1 pseudogene is annotated in these 793 nt (G+C 39.5%); it reads left to right on the forward strand.

Going from position 1 to position 793, the window contains the following annotated elements:
* Positions 1-793, forward strand: a pseudogene (locus KQ486_RS14475) (hypothetical protein); the annotation flags it as partial.

Raw genomic sequence — 793 nt, forward strand, 5'->3', positions numbered from 1 at the left:
CGCATTGCCAAACAAAAAAACAACGAAGGTAGATGTCGATACTAACGGTTTAAAGAAAGCTTATGCCTACATAATAAAAGTAAACGACAATTTCCAAAGACAAATGGGGAATTTAGCTAATATGTTTCGCGTGTTCGGCACTGTAGGTTCTAATATGGTTGGTGGATTACTTACATCATCTTTTAGTATCTTAATACCTGTAATAGCGAGCGTAGTACCTGTAGTATTTGCGCTATTAAACGCTATCAAAGTGTTAACTGGCGGTGTACTTGCTTTAGGTGGTGCTGTAGCAATAGCTGGTGCTGGCTTTGTAGCATTTGGCGCAATGGCTATCAGCGCTATAAAGATGCTTAGTGACGGCACTTTACAAGCTAGCTCAGCAACAAACGAATACAAAAAAGCTTTAGATGGCGTAAAGTCAGCATGGACTGATATTATAAAGCAAAATCAATCCGCTATCTTCACAACTCTTGCAAATGGTTTAAATACTGTTAAAACAGCAATGCAGAGCTTACAACCGTTTTTTAGTGGTATTTCAAGAGGAATGGAAGAGGCGTCTCAAAGTGTACTTAAATGGGCTCAAAATAGCGGTGTAGCATCAAGGTTCTTCAACATGATGAATACAACTGGTGTTTCGGTATTTAACAAGCTATTAAGTGCTGCAGGAGGTTTCGGTGACGGATTAGTCAATGTGTTCACACAATTAGCACCACTGTTTCAATGGTCGGCTGATTGGTTGGATAGATTAGGTCAATCATTCTCTAATTGGGCTAATAGTGCAGCTGGAGAAAAT

The sequence above is a fragment of the Allobacillus halotolerans genome (assembly GCF_018967645.1).
GTDB lineage: Bacteria > Bacillota > Bacilli > Bacillales > Alkalibacillaceae > Allobacillus > Allobacillus halotolerans.